Source organism: Pseudomonas sp. 30_B (genome assembly GCF_017491605.1).
In the GTDB taxonomy this organism is placed as follows: Bacteria; Pseudomonadota; Gammaproteobacteria; order Pseudomonadales; family Pseudomonadaceae; genus Pseudomonas.
The window spans coordinates 21,280-42,378 of sequence record NZ_JAFGYY010000017.1 but is presented as its reverse complement, the minus strand read 5'-3'; the positions used below and the strand labels follow the sequence as shown (position 1 = coordinate 42,378).

Below are 21,099 nucleotides of genomic sequence, written 5' to 3'. Positions count from 1 at the left end.
TTTGTAGGGCGTAACGAAAAGCATCGGCTGCCTCCGTATTCTTGTCATTCTAGTCGGTCTGTTCTGGCGGCTTCGGCGCTGCTTGTGGAAAGCAAGGGGCCGGCGGGCGGGGGACCGGTGGGGCCGGTCTCAGGCAATTGCCCTGGTCGCGAGACAGCGCTACCTTAGTGCCTCGATTTTTGTTTGGCAAGCCGCCCGATGACCGCTCCCAAAAATAACAAAAGCAATGACAAGAATTCGCGCACCACTGGCAAACCCACCCTCAACGATGTCGCGCGCCGCGCTGGGGTAAGCCCGATTACCGCCTCGCGCGCCCTGCGTGGCGTCAGTACGGTGGCCGAGGATCTGGCGGAAAAAGTCCGTCAGGCCGCCGCCGAGCTGGGTTACGTGGCCAACCCCGCCGCCCGCGCGCTGGCCTCCAAGCAGAGCCACAACATCGTGGTGCTGGTGCCGTCGCTGGCCAACCAGTTGTTCATCGAGACGCTGGAAGCCATCCATGCGGTGATGCACCCGCGCGGCCTGGAAGTGCTGATCGGCAACTATCACTACTCCCGCGACGAAGAAGAGAACCTGCTGCGCAACTACCTGGCGTACCAGCCGCGTGGATTATTGCTGACCGGCTTCGACCGCACCGAGAGCGCCCGGCGGATGATCGAGGCCAGCGGCGTGCCGGCGGTGTACATGATGGACCTGGACCCCGGCGCCGGCCTGCATTGCGTGGGCTTCTCGCAGATCCGCGCGGGGGAGGCGGCGGCCAGGCACCTGCTCAAGGGTGGGCGCAAGCGCCTGGCCTACATCGGCGCGCAACTGGACCAGCGCACGTTGTTGCGCGGGGAGGGATTCCGTCGAGCGTTGCAGCAGGCCGGTTGTTATGACCCGGCGCTGGAGGTGCTGACGCCGCGCCCGTCGTCGGTCGGCCTGGGCGGCGAGCTGTTCCGCCAGTTGCTGTCCAGCCATCCGCAGGTGGAAGGCATCTTCTTCGGCAACGACGACCTGGCCCAGGGCGCATTGCTGGAGGCCATGCGCCACGGCATCCGCATTCCCGAACAAGTGGCGGTGCTGGGTTTCAACGACCTGCCCAGCTCGGAATTCATGGTGCCGCGATTGTCGAGCATCCGCACGCCACGCAAGTCTATCGGGACCCATGCGGCGGAGCGCCTGCTGGATCTGATCAACGACAAGACGGTGAGTGAGCCGGTGATGGACCTGGGGTTCGAGTTGATGGTGCGGGAAAGCAGCTGACGGCGCCTTTTGGGAGCGCCTTTCAGGCGCTTTTCGCGGACAAGGTCCGCTCCTACGGGAGCGACATGGCGGTTTTCCTGTAGGAGCGAGCTTGCTCGCGAACAGTGCTAGCCGACGACTTTGTGGCTGGGCGGTTCGCGAGCAAGCTCGCTCCTACGAAAAGCAAAGCGCTCAATGCGCCGGCAGAATCCGCCCACGGCATTCGCCGAAGCCGATCGACGGGTAGCCGTCGCGGCGGCAGCGGGCGCGCAGGATGATTTCGTCGCCGTCTTCGAGGAAGCGGCGTTCCTCGCCATTGCTCAGCACCACCGGCTGTTTGCCGCCGGTGGTCAGCTCCAGCAGGCTGCCGAAGCTGTCCGGGGTTTCGCCGGAGAGGGTGCCGGAGCCGAACAGGTCGCCCGGTTGCAGGCGGCAGCCGTTGACGCTGTGGTGGGCGACCATCTGCGCCACGGTCCAGTACATGTTCAGCGTGTTGCTCAGGGCGATGCGTTCCGGGGCCTGGTGCTCGTGGCGCATGCGCGGGGTGAGCAGCAGCACTTCCAGTTCGATGTCCAGCGCGCCGTGCTGCTGGTCGGCCTCGTCATGGAGGTACGGCAGCGGCTGCGGGTCGCCTTCCGGGCGGGCCGGCTGGGCGGTGCGGAAGGGTTCCAGCGCTTCGGCGGTGACCACCCAGGGGGAGATGGTGGTGGCGAAGCTCTTGGACAGGAAGGGGCCGAGCGGCTGGTATTCCCAGGCCTGCACGTCGCGCGCGGACCAGTCGTTGAGCAGGCAGAAGCCGGCGATGTGGCCGGAGGCGGCGCTGATCGGAATGGCCTTGCCCTGGTCGTTGCCCTGGCCGATCCAGATGCCCAGTTCCAGCTCAAGGTCCATGCGCGCGCACGGGCCGAACACCGGCACGTCGAGCCCCGCCGGCAGGGTCTGGCCATTGGGGCGGCGCACTTCGGTGCCGGAGGGCACGATGGTGGAGGCGCGGCCGTGGTAGCCGATGGGCACGTATTTGTAGTTGGGCAGCAGCGGGTTGTCCGGGCGGAACAGCTTGCCGACGTTCTTCGCGTGGTGGATGCCGACGTAGAAGTCGGTGTAGTCGCCGACCTTCGCCGGCAGGTGCATACGGCACGCGGCCTGGGGCTTGAGCAGCGCGGCGCCGAGGTGCTCCATGCGCTTCTGCTCGCTGCTGCCTTCGCTGAGCAGATGGATCAGTGCGTCACGCAGGGTGCGGCGGGCGGTGCCGCCGAGGGCGAAGAAGGCGTTGAGGCTGTCGCCGCTGGCGACCGCGGCGGCTTGGTGGGCGGCGCCGTGGAAGAGGCCGGCTTCGCAGGCGGTCTTCAGGTCGAAGATGTAGTCGCCGATGGCGACGCCGCCGCGCGCCGAATCACCCGGCGGGCTGAATACGCCCAGGGGCAGGTTCTGCAGGGGGAAATCCGGGTGGCCGTTGGCCGATTCGATCCAGCTTTGCGCGTTGTGGGAGACGCTCATCTTATTGCTCCGGGGAAGGGTCGAAGGTCTTCTGCATGCCGCTCCAGCAGGCATCATAGTCGCGCTGCAATTGCGGGCAGTCGAGGGCGAAGCGGCTGGGGCGCAGCACGCGGCCGGTCTCGAACATGAAGGCCATGGTGTGATCGATCTTGTGCGGTTTCAGGTCGGCGGCGATGGCCTGCCGGGTGGTGGCGTTGTCCGGGCCGTGGGCGCTCATGCAATTGTGCAGCGAGGCGCCGCCGGGGACGAAGCCGTCGGCCTTGGCGTCGTACACGCCCTGGATCAGGCCCATGAATTCGTTCATCAGGTTGCGATGGAACCACGGCGGGCGGAAGGTGCTCTCGGCCACCATCCAGCGCGGCGGGAAGATCACGAAGTCCATGTTGGCCATGCCGTGGGTGTCGCTGGGCGAGGTGAGCACGGTGAAGATGGACGGGTCGGGGTGATCGAAGCTCACCGTGCCGATGGTGTTGAAGCGGCGCAGGTCGTACTTGTAGGGCACGTTATTGCCGTGCCAGGCGACCACGTCCAGCGGTGAGTGGTCGAGGGTGGTGGCCCAGAGCTCGCCGAGGAATTTCTGCACCAGTTGCACCGGGCCTTCGACGTCCTCGTAGTGCGCCACCGGGGTGAGGAAGTCGCGCGGGTTGGCCAGGCCGTTGCTGCCGATGGGGCCGAGGTCGGGCAGGCGCAGGGCGCCGCCGTGGTTCTCGGCCACGTAGCCGGCGGCGGCATCGTCCAGCAGTTCCACACGGAAACGCATGCCGCGCGGGATCACGGCGATCTCCAGCGGTTCGATCTCCAGCACGCCCAGTTCGGTGACCAGGCGCAGGCGGCCGGCCTGGGGCACGATCAGCATCTCGCCGTCGGCGTTGAAGAACGCCCGGCTCATGGAGAGGTTCGCGCGGTAGGCGTAGACACTGACGCCACTGGTGGCCTCGGCTTCGGCGTTGGCGGCCATGCATAGCAGGCCGTCGATGAAGTCGGTAGGCTCCTGCGGCATCTCGAAGCTGTTCCAGCGCAGGCGGTTGGGCGTCACCGGGCCCAGGGCGGTGCCGGTAATCTGCCGCGCCAGGCGTTCGTAGCGGGGATGCGCGGCGGACGGGCGAATGCGGTACAGCCAGGTGCGCCGGGCCTCGCTGCGCGGCACGGTGAAGGCGGTGCCGGAGAGCAGTTCGGCGTACAGGCCATAGGGTACGTGCTGCGGCGAGTTCTGCCCGACGGGCAGTGCGTTGGGCAGGGCCTCGCTGGCGAATTCGTTGCCGAATCCGGACAGGTAGGCCGGGGCGCGGGAGGCAGTCATGGTGGTTTCACTCTTTTTATCGTAATTGAATTACGATAAACGTAATTTCATGAGGGCGGGCCGTCAAGCCCACCCGGGAGTCCTTTTAAGTTGAAGACCAGGAAAGAAGCGGAAGAGTCCATCCCGACGAAGGGCAAGAAGGTGCAGTCCGCCGAGGTCGGCACCGAGATCCTCAAGGCCCTGGCGGACCTGGCGCCGAGCACGTCGCTCAAGCGCCTGGGCGAGTACCTGGAGATGCCGGCGGCCAAGGTTCATCGCTATTTGCAGGCGCTGATCGCCAGCGGCTTCGCCGAGCAGGACCCGCTCACCAACCATTACGGGCTGGGCCGCGAGGCGCTCTATGTCGGGCTGGCGGCGATCCGCCGGCTGGATGTGGTGAAGGTGGCGAGTCCCGCGCTGGCCGAGCTGCGCGACAACCTGGGGCAGACCTGCTTCCTGGCCATCTGGGGCAGCCACGGGCCGACCGTGGTGCAGGTGGAGCCGGCGCAGGGGATGGTGACGCTGGTGACCCAGGTGGGTTCGGTGCTGCCGGTGCACGGATCGTCCACCGGGCTGGTGTTCGCGGCGTTCCGGCCGGGGCTGGAGGAGGGGGCTGATCAGTCGGTGCTGGCGAGCATTCGCGCCGAGGGGCTGCATTCGATCCATGGGCTGCTGATGCCGGGGGTGAATGCGCTGTCGGTGCCGCTGTTCGCCACCGGGCGGGAGCTGGCCGGGGTGATTACGGTGGTGGGGTCGGAGGCGAGCTTCTCGGCCGATCCGCACGGCGAGGCGGCGCGGGGATTGCTGGAGGCGGCGCGGGAGATCAGCTTGCGGATGGGCGGGGAGGTCTGAACCTGCTCTTCGCAGGAGCGAGCTTGCTCGCGAACCTCTCAGCTCCGATGCTGCCGGGAGGTCCGTTCGCGAGCAAGCTCGCTCCTACATGTATTGGGTACCTTACCCTCGCCCAACCTGCTTCACCGCCGTCTCCTTCCCGCCCAGGTCGAGCACTTCCCGCACCAGCATGGCGATGCTCGACACGCCCATCTTTTCCTTGATCTTGGTGCGGTGCACGTCGACGGTCTTCACGCTGATGTTCAGCTCGCGGGCGATGACCTTGCTCGCCTTGCCGTCGATGACCATGCCCAGCACTTCGCGTTCGCGGCCGGTGAGCAGGTCGAGCTTGCTCTGCAAGTGCTGGCGCTGGGTCGCGCCGGCGTGCACCTGCACGGCGTCCTTCAGCGCGGCCTGGATGCGTTCGAGCATCTGCTGCGGGTTGTAGGGCTTCTCGACGAAGTCGATGGCGCCGTTCTTCATCGCCTTCACCGACATGGGGATGTCGCCATGGGCCGAGACGAACAGGGTCGGCAGCGCGATGCCGCGCTCGTTGAGGATTTCCTGCAGCTGGAAGCCGCTGGTCTCCGGCATGCGCACGTCCACCACCAGGCAGGCGGGCAGGTCGGGATCGTAGTGGGCGAGGAATTCGTCGGCGCCGGCGAAGCACAGGGCCTGCACGCTGACCGATTCGAGCAGCCAGGCCAGCGAGGTGCGCAGGTCCTTGTCGTCGTCGACGATGTACACAACGGGTTTACGGGTTTCCATTTCGGGCTACCACGGCATTTCTAATTATTTTTCGCCCCGAGGGGCGCAAGGCATGTCAGGGAGCATAACGACTGGAACCCTCGCTGACGATAAAGAAACCCCCTAGATGACTAGCGGCGATCTCTCCTCGGTATGGAGTTCGTCCGAATATTTCCGCCTGGCATCGGCGCTTACTCTCGTTCCATCAGTCACGGACCGCTTTGCGTGTGGTCCCCCGAGAGGAAGGGTGCCGAGATGGCCGACCTTAGCCAGACCCAGATCGACTTCCGCAACGCCATGGCCCAGCTGCCGGCGGCGGTGAACATCATTACCAGCAACGGCCCCGGCGGACGCTGCGGCATCACCGCCAGCGCGGTGTGCTCGGTCACCGATTCGCCGCCGACGGTGCTGGTCTGCATCAACCGCAACAGCGCCAGCCACGACGTGTTCCGCAACAACGGCTACCTCTGCGTGAACGTGCTGCGTGGCGAGCAGGAAGAGCTGGCACGGCACTTCGCCGGGATGACCCGCGTGCCCATGGAGGAGCGCTTCGCCTGGGACCTGTGGGACAGCGCCTGCCCCGAGGCGCCGGTGCTGCGCGATGCGCTGGTGACCCTGGGGGGACGGATCAGCGAGTGCAAGGAAGTGGGTTCGCACTCGGTGATGTTCGTCGAGCTGGACCAGGTGTCCGTGCGCGAGCAGGGCGACAGCCTCGTCTACTTCAACCGCCTGTTCCACCGCGTCGACCGCACCGCCCCATCGGCGATCCACGCCGCCGGGCGTTGATAACAACAAGACGAGGTAACCCCGCATGACCGTGAAGATTTCCCAGTCCGCCGACATCCAGAGGTTCTTCCAGGAAGCCGCCGGCTATGGCAACGACCAGGGCAGCCCGCGCTTCAAGGCGCTGATCAACCGCATCCTCATCGATGCCGTGCGCATCATCGAGGACATGCAGGTCACCGACGACGAGTTCTGGAAGGCGGTGGACTATCTCAACCGCATGGGCGCCGGCCAGGAAGCCGGCCTGCTGGTGGCGGGTCTGGGCCTCGAACACTTCCTCGACCTGCTGCAGGACGCCCGCGACGAACAGGCCGGCCTCACCGGCGGCACTCCGCGCACCATCGAGGGCCCGCTGTACGTGGCCGGCGCGCCGCTGTGCGAAGGCCAGGCGCACATGGACGATGGCAGCGAGGCGGGCGTTGCCACCCCGATGTTCCTCGAAGGCCAGGTGCTGGACCTGGACGGCAACCCCATCGCCGGCGCCATCGTCGACCTGTGGCACGCCAATACCAAGGGCATGTATTCCTACTTCGACCAGAGCCAGTCCGAGTTCAATCTGCGCCGCCGCATCGTCACCGACGCCCTGGGCCGCTACAAGGCGCGCAGCATCGTGCCGAGCGGCTACGGTTGCCCGCCGGCCGGCACCACCCAGGAAGCCCTGAACCTGCTCGGCCGTCATGGCCAGCGTCCGGCGCATATCCACTTCTTCATCTCGGCGCCGGGGTATCGCCACCTGACCACGCAGATAAACCTGTCGGGCGATGAGTACCTGTGGGACGACTTCGCCTACGCCACCCGCGACGGGCTGGTGGGTGAAGTGGAGTTCCGCGAGGACGTCGCGCGGGGTGTGGCGGGCCGTTATGCCGAACTGCAGTTCAACTTCCTGTTGCAGAAGGCGGTGGGTGCGGACGCCGAGCAGCGCAGCCAGCGACCGCGTGCATTGCAGGTGCAGGGCGCCTGATCCTGCTGTGATGTCCCCATAGGAGCGGACTCCGTCCGCGATGCTCTCGTGGCTGGGCTATCGCGGACGGAGTCCGCTCCTACAAAAGCTTGTCCCGCCGATTGCCGCCCCGCTCCTTCAAGCACCGTAGGGCGCACAACCGTTCGCGGTTGTACGCCGATGTACTTTGCCTGATCACCAGCTTCGAGGCCGAGTTCGGAGTGTCTTCGGACCACGGCCAATCGGCGTATAACGCGGAGTGTTATACGCCCTACGCGAAGGTCCTACCTGGCGTAGGGCGTACAACCGTTCGCGGTTGTACGCCGACACACCGCAGCCGTCGCGGGCGTCAAGGCTGCGCCGAAGCACCTGGGAACGAGGTCAAACGGCGTATAACGTCGAACGTTATACGCCCTACGTTCCTGCGCCTTCGCGGGCAGGGTCTGTTCCTGCAAACATTCGCCCCGGCGAACACCGTGCCACTTGCCAGCACGATCAGCCCCCTCTCCTTGGGGAGAGGGCTGGGGTGAGGGGCCCGCTCGGCACCAATCCATCCAGACGAGCACCCGTAGGAGCGGACTCCGTCCGCGATGTTCTTGTGCCTGGGCTATCGCGGACGGAGTCCGCTCCTACGAAAGCACATTCCGCAACGGCTCACGATCCGTGCCTCAAGCCCTGAACCGCTGAATCAACTGTCGCTGGTAATCCGCCATCTCGTTCAGCCGGTGGCTGACCTGCGCCGACTGTTCCGCCTGCCCCGACAGCGAATGGGTCACGTTGCGGATGGCTTCGATGTTGCGGTTGATCTCCTCGGCGACGCAGCTTTGTTCCTCCGCGGCGCTGGCGATCTGCAGGTTCATCTCGCTGATCAGGTTGACCGAGTGGGCGATGCGTTGCAGCGCCTCTACCGCCTGCTGCACCTGGCCGACGTTGTGTTGCGCCTGACCGTGGCTGCCGTGCATGGCCTGGGCGACCTCACGGGTGCCGCTTTGCAGGTTGGCGATGACCTCGCGGATTTCCTCCACCGAGCTCTGTGTACGCTGCGCCAGTCCACGCACCTCGTCGGCCACCACGGCGAACCCGCGACCCTGTTCGCCGGCGCGGGCGGCTTCGATGGCGGCGTTGAGGGCGAGCAGGTTGGTCTGCTCGGCGATGGAGCGGATCACCTCCAGCACCTGGCCGATCTGTTCGCTGCGTTCGGCTAGGGCCTGCACCTGGGCCATGGCGGTGGTCATGCCTCGGGCGAGTTCGCCGATGCCTTGGGTGGCGTGGGCGATCACGTCCAGGCCTTCACGTGCAGACTGGTCGGCCTGGCCGGCGGCTGCGGCGGCCTGGGCGGCGTTGCGCGCGGAGTCCTGGGCGGTGGCGGTCATCTCGTGCAGTGCTGTCGCCACCTGGTCGATCTCGCGGAACTGCTGCTGCATGCCGTCGCTGGCCTCGCGGGCGACCAGCGCCGAGCGGTCGGCGGTGGCGCGGGTGTCGCTCACCGCGCCCTGCAACTGGCCCATCACCGGCTGCAGTTTGTCGAGGAAGCGGTTGAAGCCCTGCGCCACCCGGCCCAGCTCGTCGCGGCGGCTGTAGTCGAGGCGGCGGGTAAGGTCGCCATCGCCGTCGGCAATGGCCTCGACCATGCCGGCCAGACGCAACAGAGGGCGGGTGACGCCACGGGCGGTGAGCCAGACGAGCACGATGCCGAGCAGGCTGAGCAGCAGGCCAACGCCGAACTCGATCATCGAACCGTGGACGCGTTCATCATCCATGGCGCGTTGCAGGCTGACGGCCGGGGCCATCAGGGTGGCGTGCGGCACGCTGAGCAGCACGCCCCAGGGTGCGGCGCCGTCGATCGGCCGCAGCGGTTCGAGCACCTGTATCTGTTCGGCATCGCCAAGCGTGAACGGCTGGTTGCGTTGCTGGGCAGCTAACAGATCGTTGGCATTGGCGGGCTGCACGTCGTGCAGGCGCTTGCCGACCGTCGCGGCGTCCTGGCTGTTGCCGGCAATCACCCCGGCCGGGCTGAGGATGCTGATGCGCCCGCTGCCGTTGTACAGGCCGGCGGCGCTGGACCGGGCGTTCTGCTGCAGGCTGTCGAGGCTGATGTCGAGGCCGACCACGGCGATCACGCGGCCATCCTCCAACAGCGGAAAGGCGACGCTGGTGACCAGCCGGCGGGTGCCGGAGGCATCGTCGGAATAGGGATCGAGTACGCACGCCTGGCGGCTGTCGCGCGGGCAGGTGTAGAAGGCGTTGTAGGGCTTGCCGCTGGGGCCGGGGGAAGTGTCGGAGAGGGTTTTCTCGTCACCGATCACCGGCGTGGGCGTGCCGCCTTCGCCGCGTACCCAGTAGACGGAGAAACGCCCGGTCTCGTTGCTGCCGGCCTCGGCGTCGCCCTGGAACTGCGCGTCGGCCCTGTCCAGCGCCTGGGGTTCGAAGATCAGGTAAAGGCCGAGCAGGTCGGCCTTGCCGGCGATGGCGTCGCGCAGCTCATGGGTCAGGCGCTGGCGCAAGGTTCGCGCGTCGATCTCGCCGCGTGCCGCCTGGGCGCGCAGGCTCAGCAGCTGGCGGCTCAGGCCCTGGCCATAGTCGTAGGTACGCAGGAACAGGCGTTGCAGTTGCAACGCCTGCACCTTGCCCTGGGCCTGCAGGTTGGTCTCGGCGGCGCTGGCCAGCATTTGCCGGCTGGCGTCCTTCACGCGGCTGGTGCTCTGCTGGTTCTGGTAGAGGGACAGGCCGACCAGCAGGGTGACTACCAGGATCAGGCAGAGGCTGGCGAGCAGGACGATCTTGCTCTGGATATTCAGGGTCGGAGTGGGCATGGGAAGGCACCTGATGCAGAAACAGGAACGGGGCGGCGCCTTGCAGCGACCGCCCCGTGGCGTCATGTGCGACCGTGGTCAGTACATGAAGGAGAAGACCACCTGGCTGTACAGGTTGGTGTCGTTGTTGCCCAGTTGGGTGCCGCCTTGCTCGGCGCTCTTGTCCGGCTGGTAGAGGCCGATCAGCGGCATCACCATCAGGTTCTGGGTGACGCCCCATTCGGCGTACAGGTCCAGTTCCTGGCCGTCGGTGTTGCCCAGGTCCTTGTCGAGGGTCTTGAAGTCGAACAGCATCGCGCCGAGGTTCAGGTTCTCCAGCGGGGAGACCTTGAAGGTGAGCTGCTGGATCTTGCTGTTGCTGTTGAAGGGGCCGGCGTAGTTGCCCGCGACCTCACCCTGGAACCAGGTGCCGTAGCCACGGCTGAAGCCGTAGAACAGGGTGTCGTAGTTCTCCGAGAAGCGGCTGTAGCGGTAGCTGATGCCCGGCGTCCAGGCCACGTCCTTGAAGGTCCAGCCGGCTTCGAGGTACCAGGCGTCCTCATTGTCGACGTGGCGCTTGTCCTGCTCGGCGTATTCGCCGGAGAGGAACAGGTTCTCCACGCCGGCATTGCCGGTGGCGCGCAGGCTGTAGGTCTTCATGTCGCGGCGGTCGAGCTGGAGGGGCGAGGCGTATTGCTCGTCGATGTCGGTGACGTCGATGTAGGTCAGGCCGACGGTGACTTCCTTGGCCACGTGCTCCAGGGTGCCGACGTAGAGCTCGGACTTGGCCTGGGCGCGGTTGTCGGATTTCAGCCACATCAGGTCGCTGCGCCAGCCTTCCTTGCCGCCCAGGCGCAGCACGGCGGTTTCGTCGAAGTTCTTGCGCGCCGCCAGGTAGTAGGCGCCGCCCCGGTTGAATTCGCCATCGGCCACGCCCTTGCCGAGGTTCAGCGCGTCGCCGTCGATCAGGAAGCCGTCGCCGACCACGATGTTCTGGCGGCCGAAGGAGAGGTCCACACCGTCCTCGCCCAGGGCGGAGAACAGGCCCGCGGAACGCCAGCCGAGGGAGGCGTCCTCGATCTTGGTGGTGCGCTCGGAGCCATCGCTGAAGCCGGCGGCGTCGCCGTCACCCCAGGTGCCGGAACTGAGCAGGCCGAAGGCGCCGTAGGTGGTGCCTGCGCCGGCCAGGCCCTGGTCGAAGCTCAGGCCGTACTTCACGTAGCCCTCGCGCCAGGACGACGAGCCCTCGCTCAGGCGGCCGCTCGGCGCGTAGTTCTCCTGGCTGTGGAAGATGCCGAAGGTGGCTTCCAGGTTGGCGTTCAGGTGGGTGTCGTCGTCGGCATACAGTTCGTAGGCGCTGACATTGCCGGCCCCGGCAATGAGCAGGGCGAGCAGGGTGGGGCGCAGCATGGCGGCGTGGGTCATGGTGAAGGCATCCGATTCGTTATTGTCGATTGAGGGGATGTGACTTCTGCCGATGCTAAGTAAGGGGTGGCCCCGAGCCGTTGTTCCTGTCTGCCAAGTGATTGTGTGTGATTGCCAGATCGGATCGCTGATAGCTTGACCGCTTTTTTGTAGGAGCGAGGGGACGCCCAGTTCTTGCTCGCGAACGAGCCATCCGGCGACGCCAGCGTCAAGCGGGTTCGCGAGCAAGCTCGCTCCTACGAAGAGCAAAAACTCAGCGCGAGCGGGAGATCAGCGATGGCTGCTCGGCGTAGAGCCGCTTGAACAGGGTCGAGAAATGGCTGGAGATGGCAAAGCCCAGGTCCAGGGCCAGGTGGGTGATGCTCTGCTGCGGCTCCAGCTTGAGCCGGCGGCGCGCCTCGGCCAGGCGCAGGCTGAGGAGGAATTGCTGCGGCGTGCTCTGGCAGATCTGCCGGAAGCAATACTGCAGGGTGCGCTGGCTGGTGTTCAGGCTCTGGCTCAGTTTCAGTAGCGACAGCGGTTCGGAAAGGTCCGCCTGCATCCGCTCGATGGCTGCCAGCACCAACCGGCGATGCTGCTGCAGCGAGCGCGGTGTGTCTTCGCGATCACCGCCGGGGAGGACTTCCTCCAGCGCTTGCAGCACGCGGCTGAGCACCAGGTCGACGGCATGGCCGGCCTGCTGCGGGTCGATCACCCGCCAGGGCTCGCGCTCGAAGGTGGCGATGGCGTCGCACAGGCTGCGGCGCAGGTCGTTTGCGCCGGTCGGCGAAAGCTGCAGGCGCCGTTGCTCCAGCGCACGCTCGAAGAGTCCGCGTTCCTCGGCGCCGAGCAGGCGGTCCAGCTGCGGCGGGCTGAAGGTCAGGCCGAGCATGTGGATTTCGCCAGCGGCGCAGATTTCCAGCTCGCGGCCGCCTTCGAGCACCAGCAGGGTGTCGTCGTGCAGGGGCTGGCCGTTGAAGCGTGAATCGTCGTTGGCGCGCAGGGGAATGCCGATCACCAGGTGGCCGGCGGGCGGCGCCATGTTCTCGTGCAGGTGCAGGTTGGAGTGTTCGTAGATCAGCGATGCGTCGGGCAACTGCACATGCAGCAGCTCCGCCTGCAGGCGGCCGTGGCCGAGCTGGGTGTAGTCCTGGCTCCAGCCGGCGAGGGCGCAGGCCAGTTCATCGGAGTCGGTTGCCTGGTGGCGGGCGATGCCGGTCATTGCGGTTCACCTCGGTTGTGCGCCGAGTATCGGTCAGCAATGGCACGCAGGCTTGTGCCTGCGCGCCAGGGTGTTGCGGCGCTCTGCCAGATTCAGCGACTGGCGAGGTAGGCGGCGGCCAGTGTACAGGCCCGCTCGATCAGCATGGGCGCCAGTTCCCGCGCGGTTTCGCTGTTGCGCCGGGTGTGCACCCAGCCCAGGTAGGTGGTGCCGCGCAGGGCGAGGAACAGCGGCAGGGCGGCACGGTCGGCGGCGGACAGCGGCTTGACCGAGTCGTAGCCGGCCAGCAGCGCGGCCTGGATCTGCGCCAGGCGCGGGTCGTCCAGGCAGAAGTACAGCGCGGTGGCCAGTTCGAACATGTGCCAGCCGAAGCCGGCATCGTCGAAGTCGATCAACTGCAGTTCGCCGCCCTCGAGCAGCAGGTTCTCCGGCACCAGGTCGGCGTGGATCATGCCGAAGTTGTTTAAGGTTCGGCCGTAGCGGCGCAGGTCGAGGCGAGCTTCCTGGCGCGCGCGCTGGAGCAACTCGCGTTGCTCCGCGCTGAGCAGGTCGAGCTCCCAGAAACGCCCCCAGAACGGGTTAGCGCCCACCAGCCCTTCCTCGTCCCAGGCGTGCCGGGTGAATTCGTTGGGCTGGCGCCACTGCGCAGAATTCAGGTGGATGCGCGCCGCCACGACGCCGGCCTGATGGAACAGCGCCTCGATGTCACCATCGGCGCTCAGGCCCTGTTCGGCGGAGCCCAGGGTGCTGCCGGAAAGCCAGCCGAGCATGTCGACGAAGCGCGGCTCCGCCAGCGCGGCGCTGCGTACTTCGGCCAGATGCTCGCCGCTGCGGGTGCGGATGATGCTCGGCACGCCGATGCCGCCGGCGGCCAGCTGTTCCATCCAGGCCAGTTCGGAGCGCAGCGCGGCTTCGCTGTGGTAGCCGCCGCGGTGCACGCGCAGGGCGCTGCGCGTGCCGTCGCTGCGGGTGGCGCAGAACACCGCGTTCTCGCGGTACTTCAGCAGTTCCAGCCCGACGAAGTCGCCGTCCCAGTGGCGCAGTGCGTCCAGCGCCAGCTCGCGCAGGCAGGCGATTTGCTGGTGGTGATCAAGCTCTGCGAAACAAGCCTTGGAAAAGTCGTTCATGGTGGCTCCTCAGAGTTCGCTCAGGACCTGGTCCAGGGTGTCGATGAACAGCTCGCCGTGCTCGGCCTCGAACACCAGTGGCGGGCGGATCTTGAGGATGTTGTCGTCGGCGCCGATCTTGCTGATCAGCACGCCGCGCCGGCGCAGGGTGTTGATAATGCGCCGAGCTTCGAGGCCGGCCGGTTCGCGGCTGGCGCGGTCGCGTACCAGTTCCACGGCGAAGAACAGGCCCTGGCCACGGACGTCGCCGATGATCGGGTGGCGCTCGGCGAGGCGCTGCAGCCCGGCGCTGAGCTTGGCGCCCTGGCGCCGCGCATTGCCTTGCAGGTCCTCTTCGGCAATCACGTCCAGCACCGCCTGGCCGACGGCCGCGGCCACCGGCGAGCCGCCGAAGGTGTTGAAGTACAGGTTGCTGCGGCCGAAGGCCTCCACGCGCTCGCGGCTGGTCACCACGCCCGCCAGGGGGAAGCCGTTGCCCATGGGCTTGCCGAGGGTGACGATGTCGGGCACCAGCGGGTGCGACTGGTGGCCCCACAGGTGGTCGCCGGTGCGGGCGAAACCCGATTGGACCTCGTCGGTGATCAGCAGGCCGCCGGCCTCGCGCACCAGCTTCGCCACACGCTCCAGATAGCCGGCCGGCAGGCGCGGGATGCCCTCGTTGGCGAACAGCGTGTCGATCAGCATGGCCGCCAGGCCGACGCCGGCGGCCTGCAGCTCGGCGATGGCTTGCGCGACCTTGGCCACGTAGCGCTCGGCGACCTGCTCGGGCGTGCCGTCGGCATGGTAGAGGCAGGGGATCGGCACGGCCCGCGCGTGGGCCGAGAAAGGCTCGGAGCTGGGCAGCGCGGTGGTCACGGCCGCCAGTGTGGTGGTGTTGCCGTGGTAGTTGTAGTCGCTGACGATCACGCCCTTGTTGCCGGTGGCGAAGCGCGCCATGCGCAGGGCCAGTTCGTTGGCCTCGCTGCCGGTGCAGGTGAACATCAGGCTGTCCAGCGGTTCGGCGAAGGTCGCGGTGAGGCGCTCGGCGTAGCGCACCACGCGCTCGTTGAGGTAGCGGGTGTGGATGTTCAGCGTCGCCGCCTGCTCGGCCATGGCCGCCACCACCTTCGGATGGCAGTGGCCGACGCAGGGCACGTTGTTGTAGCAATCCAGGTAGCGCTTGCCGGCGGCGTCGATCAGCCAGACGCCTTCGCCTTTCACCAGTTCCAGCGGCTCGTCGTAGAACAGCGGCGAGGCATCGCCCATGACCTGGTGGCGGCGCTGCAGCAGGGTGGATTCAGACATTTTCGGCACTCTCCAGAGGCTTGCCCGCGCGAGTGGCGCGCAGCAGGTAATTGAGAACCAGCGCGGCGACCACCAGGGCCAGGGCGCTGAGCATGGCTACTTCCAGCTGGAAGCAGGCGGCGATCACCACCAGCGTCAGCAACATGCCGATGGCCGCGACGATGGGGCCGCCACGCAGGCGGAACGGGCGGGCCAGGCCCGGCTGGCTGCGGTGCAGACGCAGGTAGGCGGCGAACAGCACCAGGTGGCAGCTGCCCAGCAGCAGGACGATGCACAGCAGGAGTTTCTCCGGCGGCACCAGGGTCAGCGGCAGGCCGATCACGGTCAGCACCAGCAGGGCGACGTAGGGCGCGCCACGGCGGTTGGTGCGGGCCAGCGCGGCGGGGAAGAAGCCGTCACGGGCCAGGGCGAACAGCTGGCGGGAGGCGGAGAAAACCACCGAGAAGAAGGTCGCCAGCAGGCCGCACACGGCGCCGGAGCCCACCAGCAGCGGCAGCCAGTCGCGCTCGCCGTAGAGCCCGCCGTGGGTCATTGCGGCGTACAGCGGGTCACCGGCGTTGCCGACCACGTCCACCCCAGCCGCACCCGGCGCGCTGATCACCACGGTGAGTGCGGTCAGCAGCAAGGTGCCGACGGCGGCGATGATCCCGCGCGGCATGCTGCGGCCCGGATCGGCGGCTTCCTCGGCGGCGGAGGCGACCTGTTCCAGGCAGATGAACATCCAGATGGCGAAGGGCACGCAGGCGAAAACGCCGGCGACGCTCACGCCCGGCACTGTACTGCCGGCGCTTGGCAGGAGGTTTTCCCAGTGCACGTGCGGCAGCATGGCGCCGCCGAAGGCCAGCAGCGCGATGGCGGCCACGGCGCCGGCCAGCAGGGTCAGCCCGAGGGCCTCGCCGACGCCGATGATGTGGATGCCGATGATCACCGCGAACAGGCCGATGCGTACCGGCCAGCCGCCGAAGCCGAACACCGACTCCATGTAGGCGGCGAGGAAGTTGGCGGCAGCACCGGTGCCGATGGTCAGCGCTAGTGCGCAGGCGGCGCCGACCAGGTAACCGACGAAGGGCCCGAAGGCTAGCTGCGCGTAGGCGAATACGCCGCCGGCGTGGGGCCGCGCGGTGGAGAGTTCGCACACGCACAGCGCCAGGCCGCCGCAGAGCACGGCCATCAGCAGGGTGGCGACGAGCATGTTGGCCCAGCCGCTGCTGGCCAGACCGTAGTTCCAGCCGGAGAACTGCCCGGCGATGACCAGTGAAATGCCGAGCCCGGCGATCTGGGGCCAGCGGAGTACGCCTTGTTTGAGCATGGTGGTTGTCCCTTGCCTGTAATTGATCGAATGGGTGAACGGCAGTCAGCCGCGCGCGCCGGAGCGCAGCGGGCAAGGGAGGTTTTCGGCATGTGCCGAGGGTTGGATGCGTGGAGTCATGGAATGGGCCCTTCTTGTTGTTTTATGGGGTAAGCACGCGCCCGCCGTCAGGTGGGGCGGGCAGGGAAAAGGTACGAAGGGCGCGGGGTAGGGCGATATCAGAAATGCGCAAAGTCGCAGGGCGGTCTTTTTGTGGGAGCCAGCTCGTCGCGGGCCTTGCCGGCAGTGCGCGGGCACCTCGAGGCGGGGATGAAGACCGCGCGCAAAAAAAAGCCCGCCGGAGGCGGGCTGCAGGAGACCAAAGGAGTCAGGGTTTGCTGATGCCATCGTCGATGACGATGCCCTTGGCGCGCATCTGGCTGATCAGCCCGGCGCGGGTCGAGGGCAGGTTGAGCATGGCCTCGTGGCGGATCGCCGCGACTTCCTGCTCGGTGTACGGCTGGTAGTTGGCCGGCATGCTCTTACCGGCCATGCCGTCCTCGCGCATGATCCAGTTGATCAGGTCCGCCAGTTGCGCATTGCTCAGCGCCGACTGCGACATCCCCGGCACCCGCACCAGGAACTGGCGCCCGCCGTCGACCTTGAGGAAGTTGCCGACGAAGCCCTTCATGCGCGGCGTGTCGTTGGCGGCCGAGCCTTCGCCGTCGCCCAGGTGGCAACCGGCGCACTGCAGCTGGTAGTTCACCGCCGTGCTGTAGTGGGCCTGGGCAATCGGCGTCTGCGGCGACTCGTTGCCCGGCGCGTGTTTCTGGTTCGGGTTGGGGATGGCCCGGGCCATGGCGAGCGGAGCCGCCATGGCGCAGACCAGTCCGACGATCAGCAGCGAGCGCATGGGCGCCTCACACCGCGACGCCGCGGATGATCGAAACGGTGCAGTGGTAGATGTGCGACTTGGCGGCCAGGCACCAGTTCACATCGTTGTTGTTGAACGGACGGTAGGCCGGTTCCTCGCTGTCGTTGCGGGTGCAGGCGCACTGGTTGCAGCTGTGCTTACCGCAGCAGTCGTTGTAGGAAATGATGTAGTCCTTGCCATCCGACGGGTTGCGGCAGGTGCCGATCCAGGTCACCTGGGAGGCCTCGGTGCCCGGCGGGCAGGAGGTCACGCTACCGCCGCAGCAGGAGCAGAGGAAGCCGTCGATGGAGCAGTAGCGCCAGTAGTCGCAGCTGTTCGGGTCGCCCGGATCGCCGGCCTTGGGGGCTTCGGCGGCCAGCGCCTTGCTGGTGCGGTCGATCGGCAGCAACACCGGCAGGGCGGCACCGGCAACCATCAGCGAGCCGAGGCGGCCGAGCAGCTTGCGGCGGGAAGTGGTGTCGGCCACGTGACGGGCGGAGCGCTCGAACAGGAGGTCGAGGAGTTTCATGGGGATCTCCTTTCGTTATCGTTATGCGTGGGAGTGCGGGGTGTCGTGGCCGTGGTCGTGCGCGTGGGCATGGCCGTGCAGGTACTGCTGCAGGGTGGCGCTGCCCAGGTGCTCGGCCTCGAACAGGCTGTCCAGGTGCTCGCGGGAGTTGACCAGGCCCTTGGAACGCAGGATGCCGTTCTGGTCGATCAGCGCCGCGTAGGGCAGCTTGCCGATCTGATAGGTCATGCCGACTTCCGGGCCGACCACGTAGGTCGCGTCTTCCAGCTTGTGTTCGCGGATCAGCGCCTGCTGGGCGTCCATGTCGCCGTCGCTGACGTACACCACGTCGAGGCGGTCGGCCTGCTGCTTGGCGATGGATTTGATCGCCGGCAGCAGCGACTTGCAGATCGGGCAGGTCGGCGAGAGGAAGAACAGCAGCTGGGCTTTGCCACTGGCATAACCGAAGTTGACCGGACGGCCGTTGCGGTCAGCGGCGGTGACCTGGGGCGCGGGTTCGTTGACCGCGACGCCCTTGTCGACCATCAGGGCGCCGGCCGGGGCCAGGCGCGAGTGGAGGACGCCGATCTGGCGCACCAGACCCATGACAGCGAAGGCCAGGGCGATCAGCAGGGCCCAGAGCAGGATGTTGGAAACGATCAGGGCTTCCATGGTTCACCTTCCAATAAGTTTGAACAGACGGGGGCCGTTGGACAGAAGACCTTCGGCGGCAGCGTAGATGAGCAGGGCGGTGGCGCTGGCGGCGATGACCACGAAGCCGTCGAACAAGCCGAGTTCGCGGGTCTGCGGCGACAGGCCGGCGGCCAGTGCCAGGGCGACCAGAATGGCGTTGCGTGCCAGCAGCACCGGGCGCAGCGGTTGCGCCTGGTCCGGGCCGGAGCAGCCGCAATCGATGTCGCGGCGGCCGCGCCACAGGTTGAAGCCGATGGCGGCCGCGTACAGGGCCAGCAGCAGGGCGGCGAGCAGTGCCGCGCCCGCCCGGCTGGCCGGAACCAGCAGGGCGAAGGCGACGCCGATCTCCAGCAGCGGCAGGCCACGGGCGACCGGCTTGAGCAGTGCCTTGGGCAGCAACTGGTAGTCGTCCAGCTGCCGGGTGAAGCGGCCCGGCGCGCGCAACTTGTGGGTCGCGGCGTTGGCCAGGATCACCGAGACGGAGACGGCGCTGGCGATGATGTAGATGGGGTCGATGTTCATGAGCTGTGCCTCGCTCAGTGACTCATGATCTGAGTCGCGGTTTTCTGCAGCTTCTCCATGGTCCCGGTGAGCTTGCCGGTCTTCAGGTCGAAGATGTCCACGCCGCCCTCGACGTTGATGCCCAGCAGCAGCGGGTTGGCGTCGCTGGTGGCCTGCAGGCTCCAGATCGGCGCCTTGCCTTCCAGGGTGCCGACCTTCTTGTGGGTCTTCAGGTCGAAGGCCCAGATGATCGGGCTCGGGTCTTCCCACTTCATCGGCTCGTGGGCGTCATGCATCAGCACGTAGAGGCGATCCAGCTTCGGCGCGATGGCCATCAACTGCCAGCCGCCCGGCGCCCAGCCGGCCTTCTTCTCTTCGTCGGTGACCAGCGACCACTCGGGCAGGACCTTGGGCTGCTTGCCGGAGAAGTCGATGGCACGAACGGTGCCGGTGGTGGTGGTGAAATAGTAGGTGTCGCCGACGTTCACGGCGCGCTCGACCAGCTTCTCCTTGTCCGGGGAGAAGAACGGCGTGCGGCTGCGGGCGGTTTCCTTGCCGTCGTCGCCGAGGGTCACCAGCTGGACGCTGCCGTCGCCGCACAGCGAGGCGATGCCGCGCTTGCCGACCGGATAGCTGAGCACGCAGCCGGGGATGGCGATTTCGCTGGAGACGGACTTGGCCTTGGTGTCGACCACGGTGATCGAGGTAGACGGGGTGAAGTTGTAGACGTAGACGAAGCGGTCGTCGGAACTGGTGCCGATGCCGAAGCGCTGGGTCAGCGACTCGGCGCGTTTGGACGGGATCACCACTTCCCAGTCCGGCGACAGGGTCGAGGTGTTCCAGGCGGTCAGCACGTCGGTGCGGGTGCCACGGGTGCCGCGGGAATAGAACAGGTCGGCGCTGTACAGCAGCTTGCCGTCGCGGCTCAGGGTCGAGGGCGCGGCGAAACCGGTGCTGACCATGCCCAGCAGGCGCTTGTTGTCGGCGTCGATCACCGTTACCCGGCCGGCGACGAAGCTGTCGAACTCGACGTCGACCACGTAGGCGCGGTGCGGGCTGGGCGGGAACGGGAGGGTGGTCTGGCCGATACCCTTGTCGGCCGGTAGGTCGGCGAAGGCGCCGTGCACGCAAGCAAGCGCCACGCCGAGGGCCAGTGTCGTCTTGGCGAGGATCCTGTTTATTCGCATCAGGTGGACTCCCTGGATTTATTGGAATTGTGGAGCGTCAGAGGTGGCAGGGTTCTACGGATCAAGTCTGCCCGCGACGGGGTGCGGGGGAATTGTTCTGCGTGCCAATCGGTTGTCTGGCCGTGCCACTACTGCCTGAGTGGTCGCGCCCGGCGGCGGGAGAATGGCGGGCTTGTCCGGAGCGCGCGGGGATTGGTCTGGATGACTTTAGAGCACGCTGGCGCGGGGGCTTGGGGAATCTTTGCGGCGCCTGGGTGGGAAGATGTGGCGGTGTTTGATTTTCTGCCAGGGGAGGCCGCCGCGTAGGGCGTATAACGTTCGACGTTATACGCCGATTGGCCTTGGCTTCAGGGCGCTTCGATCTCGGCCCTGGCGTTGATGGTGGGGCACGGTGTATCGGCGTACAACCGCGAACGGTTGTACGCCCTACAGAAAGCAACGGCATTACGGATGCGCGCAGCTCTCGTAGGAGCGGACTCCGTCCGCGATGCTCCTTCTTTTCGTAGGGCGGATAACGCCTAAGGCGTTATCCGCCGTCTTGTTCGGCGTTTCTGCGCCGCTTCAGTGTGTGCTGAGGCATTTTGTTTCGCCCCCTCGGGCGAGTTACTTTGCCAAACGACGCAAAGTAACCAAAGGTCTTGCCCCTGCATCCGGGTCCCGCTTCGCGGGACTTCCCTCGCTTCATCGAAGTTTCAGGGGCACGCGTCGACGGGCCATCCCTGGCCCGACGACGCTCTCGCGACATCCATGTCGCTCAACCCCTGAAACTCCGATTCCACTCGGCCTCCTGAAGGGGCGTTCCGGTGTCTGCGGATGCTCTTCTGGAAATCCACAAAATCCAGAGCCCAAAGCGAGTCAGGCTCCCGTAGGAGGGGACTCTGT

18 protein-coding genes are annotated in these 21,099 nt (G+C 66.8%); 4 read left to right on the top strand and 14 right to left on the bottom strand.

Annotated features, from left to right (window positions below; genetic code table 11):
- The first annotated feature begins 198 nt into the window (after nucleotides 1-198).
- The gene (locus J5M67_RS18740) at nucleotides 199-1,242 is read left to right on the top strand and encodes a LacI family DNA-binding transcriptional regulator (RefSeq protein WP_207886836.1); all 1,044 of its coding nucleotides are present in this window, start codon (nucleotides 199-201) and stop codon (nucleotides 1,240-1,242) included.
- 171 nt (nucleotides 1,243-1,413) lie between these two features.
- Here J5M67_RS18740 and fahA read toward each other — a convergent pair whose 3' ends face one another.
- A complete protein-coding gene (gene fahA / locus J5M67_RS18735) occupies nucleotides 1,414-2,718 on the bottom strand; it encodes a fumarylacetoacetase (RefSeq protein WP_207886835.1) in 1,305 nt (434 codons plus the stop codon).
- Nucleotide 2,719: 1 nt separating this feature from the next.
- A complete protein-coding gene (gene hmgA / locus J5M67_RS18730) occupies nucleotides 2,720-4,018 on the bottom strand; it encodes a homogentisate 1,2-dioxygenase (protein WP_207886834.1) in 1,299 nt (432 codons plus the stop codon).
- Nucleotides 4,019-4,108: 90 nt separating this feature from the next.
- On the opposite strand from hmgA, the gene J5M67_RS18725 reads away from it, so the two are divergent.
- Nucleotides 4,109-4,849: an IclR family transcriptional regulator gene (locus J5M67_RS18725; protein ID WP_207886833.1), complete on the top strand. Its 741-nt coding sequence runs from the start codon at nucleotides 4,109-4,111 to the stop codon at nucleotides 4,847-4,849.
- A 102-nt stretch (nucleotides 4,850-4,951) separates the two neighbouring features.
- Here J5M67_RS18725 and J5M67_RS18720 read toward each other — a convergent pair whose 3' ends face one another.
- Nucleotides 4,952-5,596 carry a response regulator transcription factor gene (locus tag J5M67_RS18720; protein WP_207886832.1) on the bottom strand — a complete coding sequence of 215 codons (645 nt, stop codon included), beginning with the start codon at nucleotides 5,594-5,596 and terminating at the stop codon, nucleotides 4,952-4,954.
- 234 nt (nucleotides 5,597-5,830) lie between these two features.
- On the opposite strand from J5M67_RS18720, the gene hpaC reads away from it, so the two are divergent.
- Both hpaC and catA read left to right on the top strand, forming a co-directional pair.
- Entirely contained in the window at nucleotides 5,831-6,361 is a 531-nt protein-coding gene (gene hpaC / locus J5M67_RS18715) for a 4-hydroxyphenylacetate 3-monooxygenase, reductase component (RefSeq protein ID WP_207886831.1), read from the top strand.
- A 25-nt stretch (nucleotides 6,362-6,386) separates the two neighbouring features.
- Nucleotides 6,387-7,319, top strand: coding sequence for a catechol 1,2-dioxygenase (gene catA / locus J5M67_RS18710; RefSeq protein WP_207886830.1), 933 nt, complete (start codon nucleotides 6,387-6,389; stop codon nucleotides 7,317-7,319).
- A gap of 647 nt (nucleotides 7,320-7,966) precedes the next feature.
- Here catA and J5M67_RS18705 read toward each other — a convergent pair.
- From J5M67_RS18705 to J5M67_RS18655, 11 genes are all read right to left on the bottom strand, one after another.
- Nucleotides 7,967-10,111, bottom strand: coding sequence for a methyl-accepting chemotaxis protein (locus J5M67_RS18705; RefSeq protein ID WP_207886829.1), 2,145 nt, complete (start codon nucleotides 10,109-10,111; stop codon nucleotides 7,967-7,969).
- A 78-nt stretch (nucleotides 10,112-10,189) separates the two neighbouring features.
- The gene (locus J5M67_RS18700) at nucleotides 10,190-11,515 is read right to left on the bottom strand and encodes a hypothetical protein (protein WP_207886828.1); all 1,326 of its coding nucleotides are present in this window, start codon (nucleotides 11,513-11,515) and stop codon (nucleotides 10,190-10,192) included.
- A gap of 253 nt (nucleotides 11,516-11,768) precedes the next feature.
- Nucleotides 11,769-12,716, bottom strand: coding sequence for a helix-turn-helix domain-containing protein (locus tag J5M67_RS18695; protein ID WP_207886827.1), 948 nt, complete (start codon nucleotides 12,714-12,716; stop codon nucleotides 11,769-11,771).
- Nucleotides 12,717-12,808: 92 nt separating this feature from the next.
- Nucleotides 12,809-13,843, bottom strand: a complete 1,035-nt coding sequence (locus tag J5M67_RS18690) for a phosphotransferase enzyme family protein (RefSeq protein WP_207886826.1) — start codon at nucleotides 13,841-13,843, stop codon at nucleotides 12,809-12,811.
- Between the two features lie 9 nt (nucleotides 13,844-13,852).
- Nucleotides 13,853-15,127: an aspartate aminotransferase family protein gene (locus tag J5M67_RS18685; RefSeq protein ID WP_207886825.1), complete on the bottom strand. Its 1,275-nt coding sequence runs from the start codon at nucleotides 15,125-15,127 to the stop codon at nucleotides 13,853-13,855.
- The gene (locus J5M67_RS18680; protein WP_207886824.1) at nucleotides 15,120-16,436 is read right to left on the bottom strand and encodes an amino acid permease; all 1,317 of its coding nucleotides are present in this window, start codon (nucleotides 16,434-16,436) and stop codon (nucleotides 15,120-15,122) included. The genes J5M67_RS18685 and J5M67_RS18680 overlap by 8 nt, the downstream gene beginning before the upstream one ends.
- Nucleotides 16,437-16,803: 367 nt before the next feature.
- Complete coding sequence (locus J5M67_RS18675) at nucleotides 16,804-17,328, bottom strand: cytochrome C (protein WP_207886823.1); 525 nt, start codon at nucleotides 17,326-17,328, stop codon at nucleotides 16,804-16,806.
- Between the two features lie 7 nt (nucleotides 17,329-17,335).
- On the bottom strand, nucleotides 17,336-17,857 hold the full coding sequence (locus J5M67_RS18670; protein WP_152223868.1) for a methylamine dehydrogenase light chain: 522 nt from the start codon (nucleotides 17,855-17,857) through the stop codon (nucleotides 17,336-17,338).
- Between the two features lie 21 nt (nucleotides 17,858-17,878).
- Complete coding sequence (gene mauD / locus J5M67_RS18665) at nucleotides 17,879-18,508, bottom strand: methylamine dehydrogenase accessory protein MauD (protein ID WP_207886822.1); 630 nt, start codon at nucleotides 18,506-18,508, stop codon at nucleotides 17,879-17,881.
- A gap of 3 nt (nucleotides 18,509-18,511) precedes the next feature.
- Entirely contained in the window at nucleotides 18,512-19,051 is a 540-nt protein-coding gene (locus J5M67_RS18660; protein ID WP_207886821.1) for a MauE/DoxX family redox-associated membrane protein, read from the bottom strand.
- A 14-nt stretch (nucleotides 19,052-19,065) separates the two neighbouring features.
- Nucleotides 19,066-20,217 (bottom strand): amine dehydrogenase large subunit, encoded by a 1,152-nt coding sequence (locus J5M67_RS18655; protein WP_207886820.1) that lies wholly within the window; start codon nucleotides 20,215-20,217, stop codon nucleotides 19,066-19,068.
- Nucleotides 20,218-21,099 lie beyond the last annotated feature (882 nt).

Bases quoted from the DNA above. Each gene is read 5' to 3' on its own strand.
- J5M67_RS18740 (WP_207886836.1), top strand. From the start codon at position 199: ATGACCGCTCCCAAAAATAACAAAAGCAATGACAAGAATTCGCGCACC.
- fahA (WP_207886835.1), bottom strand. From the start codon at position 2,718: ATGAGCGTCTCCCACAACGCGCAAAGCTGGATCGAATCGGCCAACGGC.
- hmgA (WP_207886834.1), bottom strand. From the start codon at position 4,018: ATGACTGCCTCCCGCGCCCCGGCCTACCTGTCCGGATTCGGCAACGAA.
- J5M67_RS18720 (WP_207886832.1), bottom strand. From the start codon at position 5,596: ATGGAAACCCGTAAACCCGTTGTGTACATCGTCGACGACGACAAGGAC.
- hpaC (WP_207886831.1), top strand. From the start codon at position 5,831: ATGGCCGACCTTAGCCAGACCCAGATCGACTTCCGCAACGCCATGGCC.
- catA (WP_207886830.1), top strand. From the start codon at position 6,387: ATGACCGTGAAGATTTCCCAGTCCGCCGACATCCAGAGGTTCTTCCAG.
- J5M67_RS18705 (WP_207886829.1), bottom strand. From the start codon at position 10,111: ATGCCCACTCCGACCCTGAATATCCAGAGCAAGATCGTCCTGCTCGCC.
- J5M67_RS18700 (WP_207886828.1), bottom strand. From the start codon at position 11,515: ATGACCCACGCCGCCATGCTGCGCCCCACCCTGCTCGCCCTGCTCATT.
- J5M67_RS18695 (WP_207886827.1), bottom strand. From the start codon at position 12,716: ATGACCGGCATCGCCCGCCACCAGGCAACCGACTCCGATGAACTGGCC.
- J5M67_RS18690 (WP_207886826.1), bottom strand. From the start codon at position 13,843: ATGAACGACTTTTCCAAGGCTTGTTTCGCAGAGCTTGATCACCACCAG.
- J5M67_RS18685 (WP_207886825.1), bottom strand. From the start codon at position 15,127: ATGTCTGAATCCACCCTGCTGCAGCGCCGCCACCAGGTCATGGGCGAT.
- J5M67_RS18680 (WP_207886824.1), bottom strand. From the start codon at position 16,436: ATGCTCAAACAAGGCGTACTCCGCTGGCCCCAGATCGCCGGGCTCGGC.
- J5M67_RS18675 (WP_207886823.1), bottom strand. From the start codon at position 17,328: ATGCGCTCGCTGCTGATCGTCGGACTGGTCTGCGCCATGGCGGCTCCG.
- J5M67_RS18670 (WP_152223868.1), bottom strand. From the start codon at position 17,857: ATGAAACTCCTCGACCTCCTGTTCGAGCGCTCCGCCCGTCACGTGGCC.
- mauD (WP_207886822.1), bottom strand. From the start codon at position 18,508: ATGGAAGCCCTGATCGTTTCCAACATCCTGCTCTGGGCCCTGCTGATC.
- J5M67_RS18660 (WP_207886821.1), bottom strand. From the start codon at position 19,051: ATGAACATCGACCCCATCTACATCATCGCCAGCGCCGTCTCCGTCTCG.
- J5M67_RS18655 (WP_207886820.1), bottom strand. From the start codon at position 20,217: ATGCGAATAAACAGGATCCTCGCCAAGACGACACTGGCCCTCGGCGTG.